The organism is Streptomyces sp. NPDC050145 (genome assembly GCF_044460245.1).
Classification (GTDB): Bacteria; Actinomycetota; Actinomycetes; order Streptomycetales; family Streptomycetaceae; genus Streptomyces.
Genome location: NZ_JBITJS010000014.1, coordinates 81,753 through 100,199 on the forward strand (window position 1 = coordinate 81,753; position 18,447 = coordinate 100,199).

18 protein-coding genes and 1 riboswitch are annotated in these 18,447 nt (G+C 70.2%); of the genes, 8 read left to right on the forward strand and 10 right to left on the reverse strand.

Going from position 1 to position 18,447, the window contains the following annotated elements:
* Positions 1 to 5: 5 nt before the first annotated feature.
* Positions 6 to 248: an SCO4848 family membrane protein gene (locus ACIBTU_RS27045; RefSeq protein ID WP_399129061.1), complete on the reverse strand. Its 243-nt coding sequence runs from the start codon at positions 246 to 248 to the stop codon at positions 6 to 8.
* Between ACIBTU_RS27045 and ACIBTU_RS27050 the strand changes: the two genes are divergently transcribed.
* Positions 187 to 1,719, forward strand: a complete 1,533-nt coding sequence (locus tag ACIBTU_RS27050) for a D-alanyl-D-alanine carboxypeptidase (RefSeq protein WP_399129062.1) — start codon at positions 187 to 189, stop codon at positions 1,717 to 1,719. The genes ACIBTU_RS27045 and ACIBTU_RS27050 overlap by 62 nt on opposite strands.
* Positions 1,720 to 2,379: 660 nt before the next feature.
* On the opposite strand, the gene ACIBTU_RS27055 is transcribed toward ACIBTU_RS27050, so the two are convergent.
* The 4 genes from ACIBTU_RS27055 to ACIBTU_RS27070 form a co-directional block, all read right to left on the reverse strand.
* Positions 2,380 to 3,285 carry a YihY/virulence factor BrkB family protein gene (locus tag ACIBTU_RS27055; RefSeq protein ID WP_399129063.1) on the reverse strand — a complete coding sequence of 302 codons (906 nt, stop codon included), beginning with the start codon at positions 3,283 to 3,285 and terminating at the stop codon, positions 2,380 to 2,382.
* Positions 3,273 to 3,812 carry a GtrA family protein gene (locus tag ACIBTU_RS27060; RefSeq protein WP_399129193.1) on the reverse strand — a complete coding sequence of 180 codons (540 nt, stop codon included), beginning with the start codon at positions 3,810 to 3,812 and terminating at the stop codon, positions 3,273 to 3,275. Before ACIBTU_RS27060 ends, ACIBTU_RS27055 begins: the two co-directional genes overlap by 13 nt.
* 97 nt (positions 3,813 to 3,909) lie before the next feature.
* Positions 3,910 to 4,842 (reverse strand): decaprenyl-phosphate phosphoribosyltransferase, encoded by a 933-nt coding sequence (locus tag ACIBTU_RS27065; protein ID WP_399129064.1) that lies wholly within the window; start codon positions 4,840 to 4,842, stop codon positions 3,910 to 3,912.
* Positions 4,843 to 5,057: 215 nt separating this feature from the next.
* On the reverse strand, positions 5,058 to 5,576 hold the full coding sequence (locus tag ACIBTU_RS27070; protein ID WP_399129065.1) for a phosphatase PAP2 family protein: 519 nt from the start codon (positions 5,574 to 5,576) through the stop codon (positions 5,058 to 5,060).
* A 133-nt stretch (positions 5,577 to 5,709) separates the two neighbouring features.
* On the opposite strand from ACIBTU_RS27070, the gene ACIBTU_RS27075 reads away from it, so the two are divergent.
* The gene (locus ACIBTU_RS27075; RefSeq protein WP_399129066.1) at positions 5,710 to 7,218 is read left to right on the forward strand and encodes an FAD-binding protein; all 1,509 of its coding nucleotides are present in this window, start codon (positions 5,710 to 5,712) and stop codon (positions 7,216 to 7,218) included.
* A 361-nt stretch (positions 7,219 to 7,579) separates the two neighbouring features.
* A complete protein-coding gene (locus ACIBTU_RS27080; RefSeq protein ID WP_399129067.1) occupies positions 7,580 to 8,335 on the forward strand; it encodes a decaprenylphospho-beta-D-erythro-pentofuranosid-2-ulose 2-reductase in 756 nt (251 codons plus the stop codon).
* Between the two features lie 20 nt (positions 8,336 to 8,355).
* Here the strand turns inward: ACIBTU_RS27080 and ACIBTU_RS27085 are convergent, their stop codons facing one another.
* Positions 8,356 to 8,940, reverse strand: coding sequence for a 2'-5' RNA ligase family protein (locus ACIBTU_RS27085; RefSeq protein WP_399129068.1), 585 nt, complete (start codon positions 8,938 to 8,940; stop codon positions 8,356 to 8,358).
* A gap of 53 nt (positions 8,941 to 8,993) precedes the next feature.
* Positions 8,994 to 10,007 carry a tryptophan--tRNA ligase gene (gene trpS / locus ACIBTU_RS27090; protein ID WP_399129069.1) on the reverse strand — a complete coding sequence of 338 codons (1,014 nt, stop codon included), beginning with the start codon at positions 10,005 to 10,007 and terminating at the stop codon, positions 8,994 to 8,996.
* A 184-nt stretch (positions 10,008 to 10,191) separates the two neighbouring features.
* On the opposite strand from trpS, the gene ACIBTU_RS27095 reads away from it, so the two are divergent.
* The 3 genes from ACIBTU_RS27095 to ACIBTU_RS27105 all read left to right on the forward strand — a co-directional run bounded on the left by ACIBTU_RS27095 (position 10,192) and on the right by ACIBTU_RS27105 (position 12,518).
* Entirely contained in the window at positions 10,192 to 10,824 is a 633-nt protein-coding gene (locus tag ACIBTU_RS27095; RefSeq protein WP_399129194.1) for an RNA polymerase sigma factor, read from the forward strand.
* Positions 10,805 to 11,635 (forward strand): hypothetical protein, encoded by an 831-nt coding sequence (locus tag ACIBTU_RS27100; protein WP_399129070.1) that lies wholly within the window; start codon positions 10,805 to 10,807, stop codon positions 11,633 to 11,635. Before ACIBTU_RS27095 ends, ACIBTU_RS27100 begins: the two co-directional genes overlap by 20 nt.
* A gap of 109 nt (positions 11,636 to 11,744) precedes the next feature.
* Complete coding sequence (locus ACIBTU_RS27105; protein ID WP_399129071.1) at positions 11,745 to 12,518, forward strand: hypothetical protein; 774 nt, start codon at positions 11,745 to 11,747, stop codon at positions 12,516 to 12,518.
* Between the two features lie 109 nt (positions 12,519 to 12,627).
* Here ACIBTU_RS27105 and ACIBTU_RS27110 read toward each other — a convergent pair whose 3' ends face one another.
* Positions 12,628 to 14,070, reverse strand: a complete 1,443-nt coding sequence (locus tag ACIBTU_RS27110; RefSeq protein WP_399129072.1) for a glycine hydroxymethyltransferase — start codon at positions 14,068 to 14,070, stop codon at positions 12,628 to 12,630.
* Between the two features lie 28 nt (positions 14,071 to 14,098).
* Positions 14,099 to 14,185: riboswitch (ZMP/ZTP riboswitch) on the reverse strand.
* 187 nt (positions 14,186 to 14,372) lie between these two features.
* Here ACIBTU_RS27110 and rocD point away from each other — a divergent pair.
* Positions 14,373 to 15,557: an ornithine--oxo-acid transaminase gene (gene rocD, locus ACIBTU_RS27115; protein ID WP_399129195.1), complete on the forward strand. Its 1,185-nt coding sequence runs from the start codon at positions 14,373 to 14,375 to the stop codon at positions 15,555 to 15,557.
* A 125-nt stretch (positions 15,558 to 15,682) separates the two neighbouring features.
* Here rocD and ACIBTU_RS27120 read toward each other — a convergent pair whose 3' ends face one another.
* A complete protein-coding gene (locus ACIBTU_RS27120) occupies positions 15,683 to 16,882 on the reverse strand; it encodes a glutathionylspermidine synthase family protein (protein ID WP_399129073.1) in 1,200 nt (399 codons plus the stop codon).
* Between the two features lie 7 nt (positions 16,883 to 16,889).
* A complete protein-coding gene (locus ACIBTU_RS27125; RefSeq protein ID WP_399129074.1) occupies positions 16,890 to 17,267 on the reverse strand; it encodes a hypothetical protein in 378 nt (125 codons plus the stop codon).
* Positions 17,268 to 17,469: 202 nt separating this feature from the next.
* On the opposite strand from ACIBTU_RS27125, the gene ACIBTU_RS27130 reads away from it, so the two are divergent.
* Positions 17,470 to 18,321: a hypothetical protein gene (locus ACIBTU_RS27130; RefSeq protein ID WP_399129196.1), complete on the forward strand. Its 852-nt coding sequence runs from the start codon at positions 17,470 to 17,472 to the stop codon at positions 18,319 to 18,321.
* Positions 18,322 to 18,447: the final 126 nt, after the last annotated feature.

The window sequence follows — 18,447 nt, forward strand, 5'->3', positions numbered from 1 at the left end:
GTCGCCTACGCGGTCCGGCGCAGGGCCCGCACACCGCGGAACCCGATGACCCCGACCACCGTCCCCAAGACAAAGGAGACGACGGCCAGCGTCAGGTGCACCCAGAAGTAGGCGGTCGGATCCCCGGCGTCGTCGAACGCGAGGCCGCTGCCGTCCTTCCACAGGTTCTTGACGAAAGTGATCCAGATGAACCAGCTCCACACCCCGAAGGCGAGCAGGAACCAGGAGACGGGGCGGCTGAGCTTCATACCCTCAGTATCGCCAGCCCCCGCCGCGCTCCGCCGCCGGGGTGGGGAGCAGCGCGGGGCCGCGGGCGGAGCGGCCCCGACACGGGACACGGCACCCGGCACAACTCCGAAGACACAGAACACCTCGGCGAAGACTTACCGACCCGGTACATGTACGTTTCCGACCGTGCCTGCCTCCAATGCGTCGTATTCGAAGAAGTCCGCACGCGCGAACGGTCGTTTCCGTTCCACACTGCTCACGACTTCCGCGCTCCTGCTCACCGCCTCCGCCCTGTCCCTGACCGCGACGCTCCCGGCCGCCGCGGTGGACAAGCCGGGCGACAAGTCGGGCAAGGGCTCCACCGGTCAGGCCAAGCCTCCGGCGAAGATGTCGGAGATCGGCGGCACCCGTCTCGGCCGCCCGGGCACCCAGGTCGACCTGGGCGGCGGCGCCCCCGTCCTGCCGAAGGACCTGACGGCCAAGTCGTGGATCGTCGCGGACGCCGAATCCGGTGACGTCCTCGCCTCGCACAACGCCCACTGGAAGCTGCCCCCGGCGAGCACCCTGAAGATGCTCTTCGCCGACACGGTGCTGCCCAAGTTCCCCAAGAGCACGACCCACAAGGTCGTCCCGTCCGACCTGGCCGGCATCGGCGCCGGCTCCAGCTCGGTCGGCATCAAGGAGAACTACACCTACACCGTCCACGACCTGTGGCTCGGCGTCTTCCTCCGCTCCGGCAACGACGCGGTCCACGTCCTGTCCGCCATGAACCAGGGCGTCAGCCAGACCGTCAAGGACATGCAGGCCCACGCCGAGGAACTCCAGGCCCTCGACACCCACGTCGTCAGCCCCGACGGCTACGATGCCCCCCGCCAGACCTCCTCCGCCTACGACCTCACCCTCTTCGCCCGCTCGGGCCTGCAGAAGGCCGACTTCCGCGAGTACGCCTCCACGGCCACCGCCAAGTTCCCCAAGAAGCAGAAGAAGGGGAAAACCACCGAGCGCTTCGCGATCCAGAACACCAACCGCCTCCTCACCGGCGACCTGGGCCTCTCCCCCTACAAGGGCATCGCCGGCGTCAAGAACGGCAACACCACCAACGCCGGCGCCACCTTCACCGGCGTCGCCGAGCGCAACAACCGCGTCCTCCTCGTCACCGTCATGACCCCCGACTCCGGCGAACAGTTCGCCGTCTACAAGGAAACCGCCCGCCTCCTCGACTGGGGCTTCGCCGCCGCCGGCAAGGTCACCCCGGTCGGCAGCCTCGTCCCGCCCAAGAGCGCGGCCTCCACGGCTCCCGGCGCCGCCGGCACCGATGGCGACCACGGCAAGGCCGGCCCCGCCAAGCCCCAGGCCCACGCCTCGGTGGCCGACACGGAGGGCTCCAGCGGCATCGGCATCGCCCTCGCCATCTGCGGCGGCATCCTGGTCGTCCTGGCCGGAGCGGTCTTCGCAGTCCGCAAGAAGTGGCCCCTCCACCCCAAGAACTGACACCGTCACACTTTCCCGTTCCACGCATGGCATGTGGTGGGCGCCGTGGCGGGGTGCGCATCCCTGTTGCGCGCGCATGGCATGTCGTGGCCACCGGCGTGGCGGGGTGCGTATCCCTGTTGGGCTGGGGAGGCGCGGCTTGGGTGTTCTGCCGGGTGTACTGGGTGCCCCGCTGGGAGGTACCGGGTGCCCTGCAGGCGTGAACCGGGTGCCCAGCCGAGGTGCGCCGGGTGCCCTGCAGGCGGGTACCGGGTGCCCTGCAGGCGTGTTCCAGGCGCCCGGCCGAGGTGCGCCGGGTGCCCCGCCGGGGCTCCCGGCGGCTGCGTCGCCCGGGGCGCTCCGTGCCGCCGGATCCCTGTGCAGGGGCTCCGAGGTACCACCGCCGCCCGACCTTGATGCGGGCGCCGCCCGAAGGGCGCAGCCGGGTCCGTATACAGGGCGTCCCCCGCTCCGCCTCGCCAGCTTGGGCCCTGGCTTCGGCCCGGCCCCTGGCTTCGGCGCGGGCCGCTGAGCCGCGCTACTCGGCAGGGCTACCGATCAAGGGCCTACGGCCGGCCCGCCCCGCAGGCTCCCCGGTCAAGGGCTCTACGCCCGCCGCCACCACTGCCTCCTCCCCGAACGCCCCTACGCCCGCCACCACCATCTCCTCCCCGAACGCCCCTACGCCCCCTCCTCCGCCGCATCCTCATCCTCCAACGCTTCGTCCTCCTCAGCCGCCGCCCCGCTCTTCGTAGCCGTCCATGCCGCGCAGAACAGAATCAACTTCGCCGTGAAGTTGATCCACAGCAGCAACGCGACCGGCGTACCGAACGCCCCGTACATGCTCTTCGCCGCAACGCCCCGCATATAGCCGCCAAGAAGCAGCTTGAGCAGCTCGAACCCCGCTGCCCCGATCAGTGCCGCCGTGAACAGGTCCCGCCGCTCCGGCTGCACCCCGGGCAGCAGCGTCAGTACGTAGAGCAGCACCAGGAAGTCCGCCAGCACCGCCACCGCGAACGCCGCCCCCTGCAACAGCGCCCCGCCCCACCCCGCCTCGTTGATCCCGAGCTGATCCGCCGTCCAGCCGACCGCCGAGGACGCGATGGTCGATGCCGCCATCGACGCGAGCCCCGCAGCCCCGAGCCCGATCAGCACCCCGGTGTCCTTGAGCTTGACCAGGACCGGGTTCGCGTCGGTGTCCGGCAACTCCCACACGGCCCGCAGGCATTCCCTTATCGAACCGACCCATCCCACGCCGGTGAACAGAAGCAGCGCACCGGCCACCAGCCCGACCGTCGCCGCGTTGTCGATCAACGCGCCCAGATCCAACTGGTCGGAGATCCCCGGGACCTGATCGGCGATCTTCGCCTCCAACTGGTCCTGCCGCTCGGGCCCGAGCGTGCCGGCCGCGATCGCAGCGGCCACCGTGAGCAGAGGGAAGAGCGCCAGGAAGCTGATGAACGTCATCGCCGCCGCGAGTCTCGCCCAGTGCACGGCGTCCAGCCGCTCATAGGCGTGCCAGGCGTGCGTCCGCATGAGCCGGACGACCACCGGGCCGACGACGGGGAGTCTTTTCAGCCAGTCCATGATCCCAGCCTGCCCCGTTCAGCCGATTCCATCGCGTTCGGCACGACGGCACTGGCCACCCCGTCGGGTCTGGACCGGAAGACCAGGGTCCGGGTCCCCCAGAACCGCAGCACCGTGGCCAGCACCATCCCCACGCCGGCCCCTGAGATCGTGTCGGCCCGAGGCGATGTGAACCCGAGCCCGTAGTGCGAGACCGCGATACACAGCAACTGCACCAACGCCCCGGCCACGTTCACCGCGAAGAACACCCCGTACTGCCGCAGCCGCGACACCCCCGCGGCTCTTCTCCGGTAGGTCCCCAGCGAATTCCCCAGGTAGGCCACCGAGCAACCCGCCACGAACGACAACGCCTTGGCACTGATCGGGCCCATTCCCACCGGCCCACGAAGCCAGACGAACAGCCCCAGATCGGCGGCATAGGCGCAGAGACCCACCGCCGCGAACCCCACCAACTCAGGCCCCACGGCCCGCACCCGCGCGACCGTCCCCTGCCCAGGCCCGCCGGACCGCCGATCACCGCCCACCATCGCCTTCCCCACCACTCTCACCGCTCACCTCTCGCCTCTCTCGCCCATGGCTCCACGGTGGGGCGCCGGCGGCTGCCGGCTGGGCCGGTCGGCGCCGTCACCAATCCACCACCGCGAGCGCGTACATCGCCAGCCACACCACCCCGATCACCGCCAGCGCCCGGTCCTTCAGCACCACGTCCTCAGGCTCACCGGCCGTTCCCCGGTCCGCGAACACGGCGTATCTGAGGACGGCGAGGATGAACGCCGCCATCGACAACTGCCGCCAGGGCAACAGGCTGCTGCTCGCCACGCCCCCCTCCTCCATCGCCCACAAGCAGTAGGCAAGGACCGCGACCCCCGCCGCCAACTGCCATACGAACCGCAGGTACCCGGTGGTGTACTCGGTGAGCAGAGCCCGCGTGGCCCCGGCCTTCCCCACCATCTGGACCGCTTCCGAGTACCGCTTCGCCGAGACCATGAACAGTGCGCCGAACCCCGTGGTGATCAGAAACCAGCGCGACAGCGGAATCCCGAGCGCGAGCCCGCCGATCATGGCTCTCATCAGGAAGCCGGTCGTCACGACTACCAGGTCGACGACCAGTACATGCTTGAGGCTGACGCAGTACGCCAACTGCATGGCGACATAAGCCGTGAGCAGCACCGCGGTCATCGGATTGCAGAGCAGGGCCGCCCCGGCCGGCGCGAGAACCGCCAGCGCTCCCCCGACCGCGTAGGCGACCGGCACAGGAACCTGCCCCGCGGCCACGGGCCGATTGCGCTTCACCGGGTGCGCCCTGTCGGCCTCGGCGTCCCGCGCGTCGTTGATCAGGTACACCGCCGATGCCGCCGCGGTGAACAGCCCGAAGACGATGGCGAGTTGTGTCAGGGAGTGCCACGAGAACAGGTCCCCGGCCGCTGCCGGCGCAGCCACCACGAGCACGTTCTTGACCCATTGCCGCGGTCGCGCCGTCCTGAGGATCCCCGAGGCCAGCCCCCGCCGTCCGGCCGCCTCGGCCTCCGACCCCACGGCCCGCGGCCGCTCGAGCACCGCCGTGGCCGAGCCGGAACGCCGCGCCGCCCCGATCAGCGGGGCACCACCTCCCCTGCGCCCGTTCCCATCCACCTCAGTCCGCTCAACTCCCTGCCGCCCCTCCGCGTTCGGCGTGCCCGCCTGCCCGGATGTCCGATGCCGATGCCGATGCTTCCCGCCCTCGTACTGCTGCCCTGCTCCATGCACCCGCTCCCCCGTCTCTCTGCGCTTCGTCACCTCGCCGCACCCCCGTTCATCCAGCGCGCTCCGAGCCGGACCGTCAGCGCCCCCAGCGCCGCACCCGCCGCGACATCGGAGGGGTAGTGGACCCCCACGACCATCCGTGAGACACACATCGCCGCGGCCACCGGCGGAACAAGCCGCGCCCCGGCCGGCCGCAATTCCCCGTACGCAACCGCTGCGGCTGCCGCCGACGCGGCGTGCGAGCTGGGGAACGAATGCCGGCCCGCTGTCCGGACCAGCGGCTCCACCCCTTCCTCCGCGCCTGGCCGCGGTCTCCGCACCACTCGCTTCACGCCCATGCTGGCCAGGTGCGCGCCCCCGGTCAGCGCGGTGCCACGCAGCCAAGCCCCACGCCGCTCCCGATCCACCGCCGCCCCGACCAGACCGGCCGCCAGCCAGAGCGCGCCATGCTCGCCGACCCAGGACAGCGCTCGCGCGGCAGTCGCCACGCGCCGGTCCCTGCCACAGTCCCGTAGTGCCGACAGCAATCGGCGATCCATGTCGTCCATGTGGCTCACTCTGAATCCCAAAACATCAATAAACTCGGGCAATTTTGTATGACACCCGATCAATCACTCATTTCGGTGAGCAATCGCTAGATTCAGAGCAAAGCTCTCTTTATGGGGCGATACGGTCACCCCCATGGCTGCCGACCCCGTCTCCACCTCCATTTCCGCACCCCCGCTCGTGGCTGCGCCGCCGTCCGAATCCGCATCGGCAGCCGCACCCTCGAACTCGGGCGCGCGACCGCACACCACGCCCTCGTCCTCCGTTCCCCGCCCCGCGCCGACCCCCGGCTACGACTCCGTGCCGGTCACCGGATGGGGCCGCACCGCCCCCACCTCCGCCCATCTGATCCGCCCCCGCTCCTACGAGGAGACCGTGGCCGCCGTCCGCGAGTGCGGAGCCCCCGGGCGCAGGGGCGGTATCGCTCGCGGCCTGGGCCGGGCCTACGGCGACGCGGCGCAGAACGCGGGCGGCGCGGTCCTGGACATGACCGGCCTCGACCGCATCCACGCCATCGACGCCTCCGCCGGCACCGTGCTGTGCGATGCCGGTGTCTCACTGCACCGGCTGATGGAAGTACTCCTCCCTCTGGGCTGGTTCGTCCCCGTGACGCCGGGCACGCGTTACGTCACGGTCGGCGGCGCGATCGGCGCCGACATCCATGGCAAGAACCACCACGTGTCGGGTTCCTTCTCGCGCCACGTACTGGCTCTGGAACTGCTCACGGCCGATGGCCAGGTCCACATCGTCGAACGGGGAACCGAACTCTTCGATGCCACGGCCGGCGGCATGGGGCTGACCGGGATCATCCTCACCGCCACGATCCAACTGCTGCCGGTCGAGACCTCGTTGATGTCCGTCGACACCGAACGCGCCGCGGACCTCGACGACCTGATGGCCCGACTGACCGCCACCGACGACCAGTACCGCTACTCGGTGGCCTGGATCGATCTCCTCGCCCGGGGCGCCTCCATGGGGCGCTCCGTACTCACCCGCGGAGACCACGCCCCGTTGGATGCCCTGCCCTCCCGCGCTCGCCGCTCCCCTCTCTCCTTCCGCCCTGGCCGGCTCCCCGCGGCACCCTCCTTCCTGCCGGAGGGACTGCTGGGCCGCACGACCGTCGGCGCCTTCAACGAGCTGTGGTTCCGCAAAGCCCCCAAGTCCCGCGTCGGGGAACTCCAGAAGCTGTCGACGTTCTTCCACCCCCTCGACGGCGTCCCGCACTGGAACCGCATCTACGGGCGCAGCGGCTTCATCCAGTACCAGTTCGTCGTCGGATACGGAGCGGAGGAGTCCCTCCGCCATATCGTGCAGCGCATCTCCGACCGGCGATGCCCCTCCTTCCTCGCGGTCCTCAAGCGCTTCGGCGAAGCGGATCCGGGATGGCTCTCCTTCCCGATGCCGGGCTGGACCCTGGCCCTGGACATCCCGGCGAACCTGCCCGGCCTCGGCTCCTTCCTCGACGCTCTCGACGAGGAGGTGGCCGCTACGGGCGGGCGCGTCTATCTCGCGAAGGACTCCCGCCTCAGGCCCGAGCTTCTGTCCTCCATGTATCCGCGCCTGACGGACTTCCGCGCGCTCCGGGCCCGCCTGGACCCGCGAGGCGTGTTCCGCTCCGACCTGTCCCGGCGCCTGGAGCTGTAGGCCCCGGTGCTCGTGGCCCGAGCGCGTCCGTCGTCTGGACACGCAGGCTCACCCGCGAGCCGGCATGCCGTGCGGCTTCACCGCCGAAGCCGCCCCGCCCGGAGCTGCCGCCACCTGCGACGGCCCTCAACTTCCGTACCAGAGCGACGAGAACCGTCCGACTCCCCGTCCCCATCTGACCTGCCATGTGACTCCCCCTCTGTCGGCGCGGGCCCTCCGCGCCGGTGTCACTTCTCATACACCGCTCGGACCGCACAGGTTCCGGATCCGCCCAGCCGAATTCCCCCGACCGGGACACGGTCGGCTTCCGGACCGGCGCGCCACCGCGTTCCCGGCCTCGAATCATTGGAGTTTGGATCTCATGAAGGACGCCTTCGGAACTCCCCAGTCCCTGCTCATCCTCGGCGGCACGTCCGAGATCGCGCTCGCCACGGCCCGTCGGCTCGCCACGCGCCGCACCCGTACCGTGTGGCTGGCGGGTCGCCCCTCCCCCGCACTCGACAGCGCGGCAGCCGAGCTGCGCCGGATGGGGGCCGACGCCCAGACCGTCTCGTTCGACGCCCTCGACTCGGAGGCTCACGAGGAGGTGCTCGGCAAGGTCTTCGCCGAGGGCGATATCGACATGGTGCTGCTGGCCTTCGGCATCCTCGGCGATCAAGCCCACGACGAGGGGGAACCGCTCTCGGCGGTACGGGTCGCCCAGACCAACTACACCGGCGCCGTGTCGGCCGGGCTCATCTGCGCGCGGGCACTGCAGGCCCAGGGCCACGGCTCGCTCGTCGTCCTGTCGTCCGTCGCGGGCGAGCGGGCCCGCCGGGCCAACTTCATCTACGGATCGAGCAAGGCCGGGCTCGACGCCTTCGCTCAGGGCCTGGGCGACGCGCTCCACGGCACCGGCGTGCACGTCATGGTGGTGCGGCCCGGTTTCGTGCGGTCGAAGATGACGGCCGGCCTGGACGAGGCCCCGATGGCGACGACGCCCGAAGCGGTCGCTCTGGCCATCGAGACAGGGCTGCGACGCCGGTCGGAGACGGTGTGGGTGCCGGGTGCGCTACGCGTGATCATGTCAGCGCTGCGGCACGTACCGCGTCCTGTGTTCCGCCGGCTCCCGGTCTGATCCGGGAGTTCCGGGGGACCTCAGCTCGCGCGCAGGCGGCGCGAACGCATCGAGCGTCCGGGCGCCTGCGCGGGGAGCGGCGACTTACCGAAGGTGAAATCCCGCAGGCGCCGCCACACGCCGTCGGCCCCTTGCTCGTACAGGGCGAACCCGGTGCACGGCCAGGCCGCCTCGTACTCGGCCAGCTCCGCGAACGCGCGGTCCATCGCCTCCTCGGCGATGCCGTGCGCCACGGTGACGTGGGGGTGGTACGGGAACTGCAGCTCGCGCGCGACGGGACCTGAGGCGTCGCGCACCTGCTTCTGCAGCCAGGTACAGGCCTCGGCGCCCTCGACGACCTGTACGAACACAACGGGTGACAGAGGACGGAACGTTCCCGTCCCGGACAGGCGCATCGCGAAGGGGCGCCCGGCGGACGCGACCTCCGTCAGATGCGCCTCGATCGCCGCCAGGTCCCCGCTCTCCACCTCGGTCGGCGGGAGCAGGGTGATGTGCGTGGGAATGCCGTGTGCCGCGGGGTCACCGAAGCCCGCACGCCGCTCCTGGAGCAGGCTGCCGTGAGGCTCCGGGACCGCGATCGAGACACCGATCGTTACGGTCCCCACGTCATACTCCTGTCGTCGTCTGGTGGGCGGGCGGGCTTGCAGCCGGTGCGGGCTCAGTGCTTGGCGGGCAGGAAGCCGACCTTTTCGTACGCCTGGGCGAGCGTCTCGGCGGCGACGGCCCGCGCCTTCTCCGCACCCTTGGCCAGGATCGAGTCGAGCGTCTCCGGGTCGTCCAGGTACTCCTGGGTGCGGGTCCGGAACGGAGTCACGAAGTCCACCATGACCTCGGCCAGGTCCGTCTTCAGCGCACCGTACATCTTGCCCTCGTACTTCTGCTCCAGTTCCGGGATACCGGTGCCGGTGAGGGTGGAGTAGATGCTGAGCAGGTTGCTGACGCCCGGCTTGTTCTCCGCGTCGTAGCGGATGACGGTCTCGGTGTCGGTGACCGCGCTCTTGACCTTCTTGGCGGTGGCCTTCGGCTCGTCCAGGAGGTTGATGAGGCCCTTCGGCGTGGACGCCGACTTGCTCATCTTGATCGACGGGTCCTGAAGGTCGTAGATCTTCGCCGTCTCCTTCAGGATGTACGGCGCCGGGATGGTGAAGGTCTCGCCGTAGCGCCCGTTGAAGCGCTCGGCCAGGTCACGCGTGAGCTCGATGTGCTGCCGCTGGTCCTCGCCGACCGGCACCTGGTGGGCCTGGTAGAGGAGGATGTCCGCGACCTGCAGGATCGGGTAGGTGAAGAGGCCGACCGTGGCGCGGTCCGCACCCTGCTTGGCGGACTTGTCCTTGAACTGCGTCATGCGGCTCGCCTCGCCGAAACCCGTGAGGCAGTTCATGACCCAGCCGAGCTGAGCGTGCTCGGGGACGTGGCTCTGGACGAAGAGCGTGCACCGGTCCGGATCAAGACCCGCGGCGAGGAGCTGCGCGGCGGCGAGCCGGGTGTTCGCACGCAGTTCCCGGGGGTCCTGCGGGACGGTGATCGCGTGCAGGTCCACCACCATGTAGAAGGCGTCGTGGGACTCCTGCAGCGCCACCCACTGGCGGACCGCACCGAGGTAATTGCCGAGGTGGAACGAGCCTGCGGTGGGCTGGATTCCGGAGAGCACGCGGGGACGATCAGAGGCCATGCCCTCATTCTCTCAGGTGTCTCTCATTGCTCGGGGTCAGGTTCGCGACGTGCGGGCGTCGCGTGGGGGAATCCGCGGGTCCGCCGGAGCCTGGCGTGACGCACCGTGAGAACTCGGGCGTGCCGGGTGGGAACCGATCACGGTCGACCGGTGTATCAAGCGTGTGAGGACACCGGGGGAAGTCCTGGAGGTGGGCCACGTCGTCGACGAAGGTGCGGTGATCGCCCGCGTGCGCGCCGGGGATCCGGAGGCGTACGCGGAGCTGGTTCGCGCCTTCACCGGCATCGCCCTGCGAGCAGCGAAGGCGCTGGGCGCGGGGGCCGATGCCGAGGATGTCGTACAGCAGTCCTTCTTCAAGGCGTATCGCAGCTTGGGACGGTTCAAGGACGGCTCGGCTTTCAAGCCGTGGCTGCTGAAGATCGTCGCCAATGAGACAAGGAACACAGTGAGGTCGGTGGGTCGGCAGCGGTCGGCCGCCGGTCGGGAAGCAGCGATGGCCGAGGCCGAGCCGTTGATACCGGAGTCGGCCGATCCTGCGGTCGCGGCGGTCGAGGTGGAGCGCCGCGCCGAACTGGTGGCCGCGCTGGATCTGCTGAGTGAGGAGCACCGGCTGGTCGTCGTGCACCGCTATCTGCTGGAGATGGACGAGGCGGAGACGGCCCAGGCTCTGGGCTGGCCGCGTGGCACGGTCAAGTCCCGGCTCAATCGCGCCCTGCGCAAGCTGGGACAGCTGTTGCCGGCGGGCCACACGACTGCGCGAGTCCCGGCGCCGCGGCCGGGGAAGGGAGGTGACAGGCATGAGCGAGCCTCGAGATGAGCGACCGGAGCTGTCGGAGCTGTCGGAGGAGCTGCGTGCGCTGGGGCGGTTCATGAACGGTCCGGACGGCGCGGGCGAGACCATGGCGGAGCGCGTGCTGGCGCAGATCATCGCCGAGCATGCGCCACCGCCTGCCGCCAGGCCGCCGGGGCCGCGTGCAGGTGCGCGTCGGATATGGAGATGGGCTCGGCGGCGGTGGCGGGTGCTGACCGCTGCCCTGTGTGGTGTGGCGACGGTCGTCGTGCTCACGCCGCCGGTCCGGGCTTCGGTCTACGACTGGTTCGGCTTCGGCGGGGTCGAGGTCCACTACGATCCGTCGGCCTCGCCGGCGCCGGGTACGCCTGTGTCTGGCTGTGGTGCGCCGCTCTCCATGGACCAGGTCGTGGCGCGGGCGGGGTTCCGGCCCCTGGTCCCGGCCGAGCTGGGGTCTCCCGACTCGATCGCCGTGACGTACGAGTCGGGTGGCCGCCCACTGGTCAGGCTGTGCTGGTGGGAGGAGGGCGGCCGCACGGTACGTCTCGACGAGTTCCCTGCTCGTCTCGACATCCGGTTCGCCGAGACCGTCACGGATCCTCCGGCCCGGGTGCCCGTGGGCCGGGAGACAGCTCTGTGGTTCGCACGGGAGCAACGGCCGAGTTTCCGGATGCTCGACGGTCAAGGACACCCATGGCATCGGGCGGAGCGCACGGCCGGTCCGGCCCTGCTGTGGACACACGGCTCGCGTCTCACCTTGCGTTTGGAAGGCGTGGCATCCGAGGAGAGGGCGCTGAAGATCGCCCGCTCCACGGACGATCGGGGCGGAAGCCGGTGAGAGGGCAGCGGTGGGGCCACGGCTTCGCCGCTGCCGCCGGAGGCACCGTCGGGCGGGAAGAAAAACCCGCTGCAGGCGGAACCTGAACGGCACGAGCGGTGTACCAGAAGTGAACCGGCTCGGAAGGGCCGTGCCGGTTGGTCGACTGGGGGATCGCATTCGTACGGTACGGAATCTTGCCGCCCTGTTCACAGCGCTGGCGGCCACGCTGGCACTGGTTCTTTGGGGCGCGGTTCAGGCTTCGGCGGGCGGGTCGACGAGCGTCCTGATCGTGTCGCCGGAGAGCGAGGAAAGCGCGTCGCTCTATTTCAGCGACAAGGACTACGGACGGTTGGCCCGACTGCTCGGGGAGCCGGGTGAGACTGAGGAGGCCTTAGCGCCGGGCCTGAGGGTCGGCGCCGGTCGCCGGCTGGACGTGACGTGGCTGTTGCACGACATACAGCCTTGGCGCGTGGACCGCGTCTATCCGGGCACGCCGGGCAGCAAGGACGTCTGGATCCACACGTCGACCGACATGAACGACTTGAACGGGATCTGGCACACCGCTGAGAAGCCCGGTGAGCTGCGGTCTCTGATGCGTGGACTCGGGGTGATGGGGAAACGGTCGTCGGGCGGCGCGGGCCCTGGGTCTCCTGTCGCCGAGCCGTCCAGGCATCTCGCGATGACGAGGCCGGACACCCCGGCGACGCGTTCTCCGGCCACGGCCGCCGACGCTGCTTCCGTGCCCGCAGCAGCCGGCTGGTGGTGGATGGTGTCTGGCGTCCTGGCCGGTGCCGCGTTGGCTCTGCTGGTCCGGCCGCTGGTCGTCGGCCTGCCCCGCCGGGTGGCGGAGGTTCGTCGGCGCAGAGAGCACGGTCCACGTCAGGAACTGCGGGACATATGAAGCTCTCGTTCGCTGCCGGGCCGGCCCGTCGATCAGGTCTGCCGACGGCCATGTGCACCGGGCCCGTCTCCGGACCGGCCGGAGGGAGCCCGGTGCACCGGACCTGGGATCAGGTGAGGTCGACGGTCGGGTAGAGCGGGAAGCCGGCGAGCAGGTCGGCAGCCCGGTGGGACACCTCGTCGGCGATCTTGGCGTCCAGGACGTGCTGGGCCTTGGACTTGGTGCCCTTGCTGGTGGTGCCGGGCTCGGCCGCCGCCAGGACGCGGTCCATCAGTGCGGCGATCTCGTCCATCTCGGCGGTGCCCAGACCACGCGTGGTCAGGGCGGGCGTGCCGATGCGGATGCCGGAGGTGTACCAGGCGCCGTTCGGGTCGGCCGGGATGGCGTTGCGGTTGGTGACGATGCCGGAGTCAAGGAGCGCGGACTCGGCCTGGCGGCCGGTCAGACCATAGGAGGTGGCGACATCGATCAGGTTGAGGTGGTTGTCCGTACCGCCGGTGACCAGCGTGGCACCGCGACGGGTGAGGCCCTCCGCGAGAGCGCGGGCGTTGTCGACGACGGACTGGGCGTAAGTACGGAACTCGGGGCGCCTGGCCTCGGCCAGGGCGACGGCCTTGGCGGCCATGACGTGCGGCAGGGGGCCACCGAGCACCATCGGGCAGCCCCGGTCGACCTGGTCCTTGAGGGAGTCGTCGCACAGCACCATGCCGCCGCGCGGGCCGCGCAGCGACTTGTGAGTGGTGGTGGTGACGATCTGGGCGTGCGGCACCGGGTCGAAGTCGCCGGTGAGCACCTTGCCGGCGACGAGGCCGGCGAAGTGCGCCATGTCGACCATCAGGGTGGCGCCGACCTCGTCCGCGATCTCTCGCATGATGCGGAAGTTCACCAGGCGGGGGTAGGCCGAGTAGCCGGCGACGATGATCAGCGGCTTGAACTCGCGGGCCTGCGCGCGCAGCGCCTCGTAGTCGATCAGGCCGGTGGCCGGGTCGGTGCCGTAGGAGCGCTGGTCGAACATCTTGCCGGAGATGTTGGGGCGGAAGCCGTGGGTGAGGTGGCCGCCCGCGTCCAGGGACATGCCGAGCATGCGCTGGTTGCCGAAGGCGTGGCGCAGCTCGGCCCAGTCGGCGTCGGTCAGGTCGTTGATCTGGCGGACGCCGGTCTTCGCCAGGAAGGGCACCTCGACACGGTCGGCGAGGACGGCCCAGAAGGCGACGAGGTTGGCGTCGATGCCCGAGTGCGGCTGGACGTAGGCGTGCTGGGCGCCGAAGAGCTCGCGGGCGTGCTCGGCGGCGAGGGACTCCACGGTGTCGACGTTGCGGCAGCCGGCGTAGAAGCGGCGGCCGACGGTGCCCTCGGCGTACTTGTCGCTGAACCAGTTGCCCATGGTCAGCAGCGTGGCCGGGGACGCGTAGTTCTCGGAGGCGATCAGCTTGAGCATCTCGCGCTGGTCGGCGAGCTCCTGGCCGATGGCGTCGGCGACACGGGGTTCCACACCCCGGATGACGTCGAGAGCGGCGCGGTATGCGGTGGATTCAGGGGTCAGATCAGTCATCGGGCTGCCTCCGGACGCGGTCGGTTCACGGTTCGGCCCAGGCGCACGGCACATCGTTCCCGAGCCGCTCCCCGATGGTCGGTCCCATCCCAGCGCGCCAGTCACGGCCCTGGAATCACACTACCGGGCTCGCCGCCGCGCGAGGTTTCCACGTCCACCATGCGAGCGACGATAGGAAGGGGCCACACACCCGTCTCGCGCCGTAACAGCCGCCAGGCTTTCAGTGCCGTCAGAACGGAGATCCCGTGACTTCTGCGACTCCTCACCCCGCTGAAGACGCGCGGGCCGCTACGGAGAGCTACATCAGCTCCTCGGACGCCCACAGCGCGCACAACTACCACCCGCTGCCGGTCGTCGTCGCCACGGCGGACGGGGCCTGGATGACGGATGTCGAGGGGCGCCGCTACCTCGACATGCTCGCCGGATACTCGGCGCTCAATTTCGGGCACGGGAACCGCCGGCTGATCGAGGCGGCGAAGGCCCAGCTGGAGCGGGTCACGCTGACCTCGCGGGCGTTCCATCACGACCGGTTCGCGGAGTTCTGCACGGAGCTCGCCGAGCTGTGCGGCATGGAGATGGTGCTGCCGATGAACACGGGGGCGGAGGCGGTCGAGACGGCGGTGAAGACCGCTCGCAAGTGGGGGTACCGGGTGAAGGGTGTGCCGGACGGCCGGGCCCGGATCGTGGTCGCGAGCGACAACTTCCACGGGCGTACGACCACGATCGTCAGCTTCTCCACGGATCCGGAGGCGCGGGCCGATTTCGGGCCGTACACGCCGGGGTTCGACATCGTTCCGTACGGCGATCTGGCGGCTCTGCGGGACGCGGTGACCGAGGACACCGTGGCGGTGCTGCTGGAGCCGATCCAGGGGGAGGCCGGCGTCCTGGTCCCGCCGGCCGGCTACCTCGCCGGGGTCCGGGACCTGACGCGCGAGCGGAACGTGCTGTTCATCGCGGACGAGATCCAGTCCGGGCTGGGCCGCACCGGCCGGACATTCGCCTGTGAGCACGAGGGCGTGGTGCCCGACGTCTACGTGCTGGGCAAGGCCCTCGGCGGCGGTGTGGTCCCGGTGTCGGCGGTCGTGTCGAGCAGGGAGGTGCTCGGCGTCTTCCGACCGGGCGAGCACGGGTCGACGTTCGGCGGGAATCCGCTCGCCTGCGCCGTGGCGCTGGAGGTGATCGCGATGCTGCGGACCGGGGAGTTCCAGAAGCGGGCCGCGGAGCTCGGTGACCATCTGCACGCGGAGCTGAGCCTGCTGGCCGAAGCAGGGAAGGTGACTCAGGTGCGCGGGCGCGGGCTCTGGGCAGGCGTCGACATCGATCCGTCGCACGGGACGGGCCGGGAGATCTCGGAGAAGTTGATGGACCGGGGCGTTCTCGTGAAGGACACCCACGGCTCCACGATCCGTATCGCCCCACCCCTGGTGATCAGTAAGGAGGACCTGGACTGGGGGCTCGACCAGCTCCGCGCGGTACTCGGCGTGTGATCGACAGCGCCTGGAGAGATTTTCGTTCCTTGACAACAGAAAAGTGCAGAGATGCCGGCCCGCCTCTCGTCGGGCGAGCCGGGCGCGCCGGGCACGCCCGGCAGGCCTTCTGGTTCGGTCGGCGGCTAGAGGATGACGTGAGGCAGGAAGCGGGCGTACTCGTCCGTGACCAGGCCCGAGGACTCACGGATTCCCAGGCCGGCCGCTTCGTTCTCGACGACCCAGGCGCCGAGGACGACACGGTTGCCGTCGAAGTCGGGCAGGGGCCTCAACTCCTGGTAGCAGAAGGCCTCGTCGTGCGACACCGGTTCCGGCTCCTGTGCACCTGCCTCGTGGAGGGTGACACCCGCCCCTTCGCGCCCCAGGAGCGGCTTGGTCACGTAGCCAGTGGTGTGGGCGAGTTCCCGGGGGCCGTCCAGGTAGGCCGGCAGGAGGTTCGGGTGCCCGGGGAACAGTTCCCAGAGCACGGCGAGAAGTGCCTTGTTGGAGAGGAGCATCTTCCAGGCGGGCTCGATCCAGAGGGTGGTGCCGGTGCCGCCGCCGTTGTCGAGCGTGTCGAGGACGTGCGGGGCGAACCGGTCCGTGGTGAGCCACTCCCAGGGGTAGAGCTTGAAGCAACTGCGGATGAAGCGGAGCTTCTTGTCCACGAAGCGGCGTGACAGCCGGTCCCAGCCGATGTCCTCGACGGAGATCGCTTCCGTGTCCAGGCCGGCCTGTTCTGCGGTCTCCCGGAGGTAGGCCACGGTCATCAGGTCCTCGCCGAGTTCATCGGCGGCTGAGTGTGCGAAGTACAGCGGGCTACCGGGCGGGAGGAGGGCGGCCTGCTTCTTCCAGGCGTCGACGAGCCGTTCGTGAAGGGAGTTCCACTGGTCGGCGCCCGGGAAGCGTTCCTCCATCCAGAACCACTGCGGGCCCGCGGCCTCGATAAGGGAGGTGGGGGTGTCGGCGTTGTACTCCAGCAGCTTCGCCGGGGCCCCGGTGCGGCTGTCGTAGTGGAGATCGAACCGGCCGTAGACGGAGGGCAGTTCGTCACGGCGGCGCCAGGACTCGCGGACCAGGCCGGCCAGGCGGGGGTCCGTGATGCCCAGGTCGGCGAGGCGGTCCTCGGTGACGAGATGTTCGGCTGCGGCCAGGCACATCTCGTGGAGTTCCTCGACGACCTCCTCCAGCGCCTCGACCTCGGGGAGCGAGAACGCGTAGTAGGCGCACTCGTCCCAGTAGGGGCGCAGGGAGTCGTCCGGGTACCGGGTCAGGGGGTAGATGAGCCCCTGCTCTTCGACGGTCTGCTGCCAGCCGTCGCGGGGTTCTATGGTGTGGCGTTCCATCGTGGGGTCAGCCGCCTCCGGAGCCGGAGCCCGAGCAGCCGAAGCCGCCCCGGTCGACGGCCTCGCTGCGGCTGAAGGTGCCGTAGTCGGCGTGCCGGCCGCTGACGTCGGCGTCGTAGTACCAGTCGCCGTCGACGCGGCTGCCACGTCCGGTGCCGCTCGCGCTGCCGCCTGTTCCGGTCTTGCGGCCCTTGCCGGCCGAGCTCGAACCGGACTTGCAGTACTGGTCGCTGACGATCTTGTAGCCGTTGACCACGTCGTAGCTGTCGCGGTCGACGCAGCGCCGGTCCGGCTCGGACCCGCACGAGGTCAGGGCCGTCGCGAGCACACCCATTCCGCCGAGTACGACCGTGCTGGAGCGCAGTCGCCGTTTGTTCTCCGCCATTGGTTGAACTCCCCCGTTTCACAGGCGCCGTCAGGGTGCAGGCGGCCGGCGTCCGCATGATGCGGCGCACTGATTCTCGGTTCGGTACGCCGCGGTCGGTGATTGTCGGCGGCCAGCGTAGAAGAACACGTCGGTGGTCCGCACCATGGCTCCAGGGGTGAGGTCCGCATCGTTCCTCTAGGGTCGCTCCGTGCCTATTGGAATGATTTGTGCGCTGGGTTCCGCGTTGTGCTTCGGGACGGCGTCCGTGCTTCAGGCGATGGCGGCGCGGGCCACGGCCCCGGGTACGGGGTCGGGTGTCGATCCGACGCTCCTGGTACGGGCGTTGCGGCAGTGGCGGTATCTGGCGGGCCTCGGGCTCGACGGGCTCGGGTTCGTGCTGCAGGTCGTGGCCCTGCGGTCCCTGCCCATCTACGCCGTGGGCGCCGCGCTGGCAGCGAGCTTGGCTGTGACGGCGGTCGTGGCCGCCCGGTTGCTGCATGTGCGGCTGAGCGGGGCGGAGTGGGGTGCGGTCGGGGCGGTGTGCGCGGGGCTGGCGATGCTGGGTCTGGCGTCGGGGGCGGAGGGCGATCGGGAGGGTTCGGACGCGCTGCGGTTCGCCATGCTCGGGGTGGCGGTGGGTGTGTTGGGGCTCGGGGCTCTGGCGGGTCGGCTGCCGGGGCGGGGGCGGGCGCTCGCGTTGGGGCTGGGGGCGGGGTTCGGGTTCGGGGTGGTCGAGGTGAGTGTGAGGCTCATCGATGAACTGTCGCCGGGGTCGTTGGTGACCAATCCGGCGCTGTATGCGCTGCTGGTGGGCGGGGGTGCGGCATTCCTGCTGCTGACGTCGGCCCTCCAGCGAGGCTCGGTGACGGTGGCCACGGCCGGGATGGTGGTCGGGGAGACCGTGGGGCCGGCGTTGGTGGGGGTGGTGTGGCTGGGTGATCGGACCCGGCCGGGGCTGGATTGGCTGGCGGTGACGGGGTTCGTGGTGGCGGTGACGGGGGCGCTCGCGCTGGCGCGGTTCGGGGAGGCGCCGGCCGTCGCGGAGGCGGATCCGGTGCGGGTGAGGGACTGACCGTTGCCACCCTCGCCTCACCTCACCTCGACTCGACTCGACTCGGCGCCGGCGACTCGGGCCTGACTCTGGCGGCGCGGGGCAACTGCGGCGGAAACGGGGGCGACGGCCCAGAGCCGCCCGGAA